This window comes from Bartonella sp. LB28NMGDW, assembly GCF_042194435.1.
GTDB lineage: Bacteria > Pseudomonadota > Alphaproteobacteria > Rhizobiales > Rhizobiaceae > Bartonella > Bartonella grahamii.
In genome coordinates this window covers 1-4985 of sequence record NZ_JBHIMX010000037.1, presented here as the reverse complement: position 1 = coordinate 4985, position 4985 = coordinate 1, and the positions used below count along the sequence as shown (strand labels likewise).

Genomic DNA, 4985 nt, shown 5'->3' with positions numbered 1-4985 from the left:
GATGGTTCACTGAAAGATTTAGAGAAGCGCTTAGAGGCTTTAAGAGAAGAGTTTGAAGATTTGAAAGAGTGTTCATTAGACGAAGTACTCTGAATGATGTGAGGACGAAAGCAGATGAAGATACCCGATCATGAACATGAATATTTGATACCTGTCGCGACGAGAGAAGAAATGATAGCAGGAACTTCTCAAGACAGCGTTGTTGTTCCGAAGCTTTTAGGGACGGCATCTTTGTATTCGTATGAAACCTTTGCGCCGTTAGAGCAGGTTGTTAATGCAAGGAAAGAAGCAGAAAAAGCCATGGCGCGTGCGAATGGCGCGCAACAAACAGCAGATCAAGCGAAAACTATAGCAGATAGTGTCAAGGAATTATCGGATGCAGCAGCGACGACGATAGCGCAAGCAGCAGGCACAGCAGCGAGTTCAGTTACTGTAGCCAATGCCGCCAAGACGACAGCTGATACAGCTTTAGAGCAGGCAAATACGGCATTAACAGTATCCAATGCCGCCAAGACAACAGCAGAGGTCTCGAAAACCTCTTCAGAAGATGCCAAGATGAAATCAGAAGCGGCAGAGAGGTTAGCGCAAGAAGCCAAGCGTATTGCGGATGATACTAAAGGTGCAGCCGATAGAGTGACGACAGCGGTCACGGAAAGCTCTCAAAGAGTGACACAAGTTCAAAGCACAGTAGAGACAGCTTTGACAGAGGCAAGAGAAGCCAAGGCAACGGCAGGAGATGCAAAAACACTTTCCGAACAAACCAAGAGCGCTTTTGATGATGCCAAGCAGGTGATGGGCGAGGTGAAGAATGTTGCAGAAACAGCAGCAACGAACAGTGGGCAAGCTCTCACGACAGCTTCTGAAGCCAAGATGACAGCAGAGACAGCCTCTTCGGTAGCTGGTGATGCAAAAGAAACGGCATTGAGAGCGTTGGCAGATGTCAAGGATCTTAAGCAATCGGTTGATCATGTCAAGAATACAGCTGAGGGAGCCAAAAGGACAGCAGAAGGAGTAGAGCAGAGGGCTTTAACAATAGAAGACGTTGCTACACAAGCCAAGACTAAAGCCGGTGAAGCCAAACAATTGGTTGAAGAAGTTAAGATGAGAGCGCATTCGGCAGAAACGTTAGCAAATAATGCAAAGCAGTTAGCGGATAGTGCAAAAGACACAGCGGTGGAAGCGAAGAATAAAGCAGAGGATGCTCATGTCCTTTCGCAAGACGCTAAAAGTACAGCAGAGACGGCAGAAGAGAAAGCCGCAAGAGCCGAAAAGAAGGCGGATGATGCGACAGTCACAGCTTCAGAAGCCAAGAGTGCAGCGGATAGTGCAACAGAGAAAGTAGAGCAAGCTGTAAGAGAGGCTAGCGATGCGAAATCTAAAGCGGAAAGTTTAAAAACTGTTGCGACTGAAGCGAAATCCACGAGTGAACAAGCAAGTCAAACAGCCTCTAATGCTAAAAGTTTATCAGAAGAAGCAAAGGTTAAAGCAGAAAGTGTAGAGAGAGTTGCGAATGAAGCAAATCAAACAGCGACTTCTTCGAAGAGCGTATCAGAAGAAGCAAAAGAAGAGGCAAGTAATGCCAAAGCGATAGCCTTAGAAGCCAAGAGTGCAGCGGATACAGCAACAGCGACGGCTCATCAAGCCCAACAGAGTGCAGAGGAGGCTACAAAATTAGCTTCTGAAGCGAAAGCGGTAGCAGAGTCTGCGGCGCGTTCAGGAGAGACGGCAGGGCATGTTGATGCAGAAGCGTTGAAGGGTATAGCTACAGCAGCAAAGAGTAAAGCGGAAGCAGCAGAGAAGGTAGCAGAAGAAACGAAAGGTGCTTTGGATGGTCTAAAACAATTAGCCAATAGTGCGAAGTCGACAGCGGACGAGGCAAAGAAGGTAGCTGATGGTGCACAAAAGAAGGCATCACAGGTAGAGACAGTAGCGGGTGAAGCTGAAAAGATAGCGAAAGAAGCCAAACAGACAGCTGGTTATGCTAACCATGAGGCGGCACAAGCGCGCAGTGAGGTAGAAAAGGCAAAAAGTACAGCTCATGAAGGATGGAGTAATGCCAATAAAGCTCAGGAAGTAGCAGGTGACGCTAAAACTATAGCAAGTTTAGCGCGTACGTACGCAGATGAAGCCAAGAAGATAGCGGAAAATTCAGGCAACACAGCTCATCAAGGGTGGAGTACAGCTAACAACGCGAAGGAAGTAGCAGGTGACGCTAAGACTATAGCAAGTTTAGCACGGACATATGCAGACGAAGCCAAGAAAAAAGCGGAAGTAGCAGATTCACAATCCTATCAAGCTAAGGGCGAAGCCGAAAAAGCCAAGGAAATAGCTAATAGTGCAAAATATACAGCAGAACAAGCACAGAAAGCGGCAGAAGCGGCGGGTAAAAAGGCAGCGTCTTTAGCATCATCTTTAGAAGACAAGCTAGAAGAGACAGAAAAAACAGCGAAGGAAGCCAAACAGACAGCAGGTTATGCCAAGCATGATGCGGAGCAAGCGCGTAGTCAGGCAGAAAAGGCAGAAAAAACAGCAAATGAAGCGTGGAGTAAAGCTTACGACGCGAAGGAAGTGGCAGATAATGCTAAGACTATAGCAAGATTAGCAGAAATGGCAGGCGAAGAAGCCAAGAAAATAGCGGAGAAAGCCGATGACCGAGCGTATGAAGCCAAGAATGAAGTAGAAAAAGCCAAGGAAATAGCTAGTAATGCAAAATATATAGCAGGAGAGGCGCAGAGGGCAGCCGAAACAGCGGGTAAGAAAGCCGCGTCTTTAGAGGAAGAAGCGGAAGAGGCACAAAAAATAGCCAAGGAAGCCAAGGAGTCTGCTGGTTATGCAAGACATGACGCGGAGCAAGCGCGCAATCAGGCAGAAAATGCAGAGAAAATAGCCTCGTCAGCGAGGAGTAGGGTTATCGATATCAATCAAGTGGTTGAGAATTTTAAAGCCCCCGTAAGTTTAGCGCGGATGTACTCAGACGAAGCCAAGAAAAAAGCCGAGTCGGCAGATTCACAAGCCTATCAAGCCAAGAGCGAAGCCGAAAAAGCCAAGGAAGTAGCTGATAGAGCGAAAAGGACAGCAGAAGAAGCTAAAACAACAGCCGATACGACGAAACAAGAGCTTGGAGGTATCAAGAGTTCCCTAGCAACGGCAACAACAGCCCATACAGTAGCCTCACAGGCAAAAGTGCTAGGGGAAGAGATAAACAATTTACTGAAACAGTCCAATTTAACGGTTCTTTCAATTTCTACGCCGTTTCTTGTTGCGACAGGGAAAAAACAACTCACATTGAAGAAAGGAACGCGTATAACCTTGGCATTAGGCAATGATACTTTGGTTGCAAGTTATACGGCAGATACAAGAATAAGCGTTCCTTCTCTTTCGGTAGGCAAGGATTATTATGTTTATCTGGTTTCTGATGGAAAACAGTCTCATAAACTTGTTTTGTCAGAAAACTCTACCTATCCAAGGAATTACACAGTGAGTAATTCGCGAAAGATAGGAGGGTTTCATACGCTCTGTGCGGATGTTGGTACGATTTCCGGTCACCCATTATCCGGTTATCAAGCAGGGGATATATTGCCGAACTCTGTTTGGTGTCTCAATCATCGCCCGCATAGTTCCCCAGAGGGTATGGTTTACGACCCCTCTACAGATATTTGGGTTGATATTTATCTTCAGTCAGGGACGGGTCACAGTACCCGCTCTGCGTATAATGTTCCTATTACGACGAACCGTCTACAAATAGATCATATATCCGATATGCTGCGTGTTAAGAAGGCTTTGCTCAATAATACAGAATTTACCTCTGCGATGCATGGAAGCAATGAAGGTGGTGGGATTCAAGGCAAAAAAGCACCTTCACCAAAACATTCTGGAGGTTATAAGAATACGGCAAATATACGGATGATTTCGCATATCGGTTGTGAAGATGGTTGCGGTTATGTTTGGCAATTTGTGAAAGATGTTTGTTTCATGCAAACAGTAACTGGAACTTCACCAAATGTACAGTTTAAAAAAGATATGTATGCATTGTTGGCTGGTGGAGACTGGTCAGATACTACGAATATCACTCCACATCTGCGCGCAGTCATTATACGGAATGCTATTTATGAATCGGCTAGCGCCCGTGGCTGTAGTTATCCACGGCATTATATTTAGGAGGGGTAGATGATAGATTATCCAGAGCATTTAAATAGCAAAGAAGATTATATGAATATGCTTTCCTTTGATAAGGCTGAAACCGTAAGGAGGTTAGAGGTTCTTTTAGAGACGCGTTTTTATTGGGTTTTAGTCAAGGAGCTAAGTGAAGGAGAAGAGGGGATAGAAGATGACACGCATAAGGTTTGTCTAACAACAACCATGCCATTTGATTCAAATGGTGATTTTGTAGAAAAGCGTTGTCAGTATGAATTACAGGAAAGCGAATATGCACCGCTCTTTCAACTTGGCTTTCGTGTTGAAGAAGTCGAGCAACTGATCAAAGAGCATAGTCAATAGAGATCATAAAAAAACATTTTTATCCAGCCTCACTTTTGTGGGGCTTTTTTTATGGAGCGTCAGATGAGAAAGATATCGAAAGAAGGATTAGAGCTTATCAAACAATGGGAAGGTTTGCGTTTAGAGGCTTATAGAGATACGGCATGTGTCTGGACGATTGGTTATGGTCACACCAGCAATGCGGGTCACCCCCTTGTCAAAAAAGGCATGTGTATTAGCCAAGAGCAAGCAGAAGAAATCCTTTGTAAAGACTTAAAGCAATTTGAGCAGACGGTAGAGGAATCGGTTACGGTTTCGTTAACGGATTGCCAATTCGCGGCATTGGTATCGTTTTGCTATAACGTAGGAACAGCTGCTTTTCGCAAGTCAACATTGTTGAAGAAGCTTAATCAAGGCGATTATGAAGCGGTCCCTGTTGAATTACAGAAATGGAATAAGGTTGGTGGGAAGCCTCTTGCGGGTTTAGCCAACCGTCGAGCAGCAGAAGC

General features: G+C 45.3%; 3 protein-coding genes. All 3 read left to right on the top strand.

The annotated features are described in order from the left end of the window. Positions 1 to 114: 114 nt before the first annotated feature. Positions 115 to 4158, top strand: coding sequence for an alanine-zipper protein (locus ACFIKG_RS08540; protein ID WP_375652116.1), 4044 nt, complete (start codon positions 115 to 117; stop codon positions 4156 to 4158). Between the two features lie 9 nt (positions 4159 to 4167). After that, a complete protein-coding gene (locus ACFIKG_RS08535; RefSeq protein ID WP_375652115.1) occupies positions 4168 to 4497 on the top strand; it encodes a hypothetical protein in 330 nt (109 codons plus the stop codon). 63 nt (positions 4498 to 4560) lie between these two features. Continuing rightward, a partial coding sequence (locus ACFIKG_RS08530) for a lysozyme (RefSeq protein WP_375652114.1) occupies positions 4561 to 4985 on the top strand: 425 nt, incomplete at its 3' end.

What these genes read in the sequence shown, in the direction of transcription:
- ACFIKG_RS08540 (WP_375652116.1), top strand. Translation starts at nt 115, where the DNA reads ATGAAGATACCCGATCATGAACATGAATATTTGATACCTGTCGCGACG.
- ACFIKG_RS08535 (WP_375652115.1), top strand. Translation starts at nt 4,168, where the DNA reads ATGATAGATTATCCAGAGCATTTAAATAGCAAAGAAGATTATATGAAT.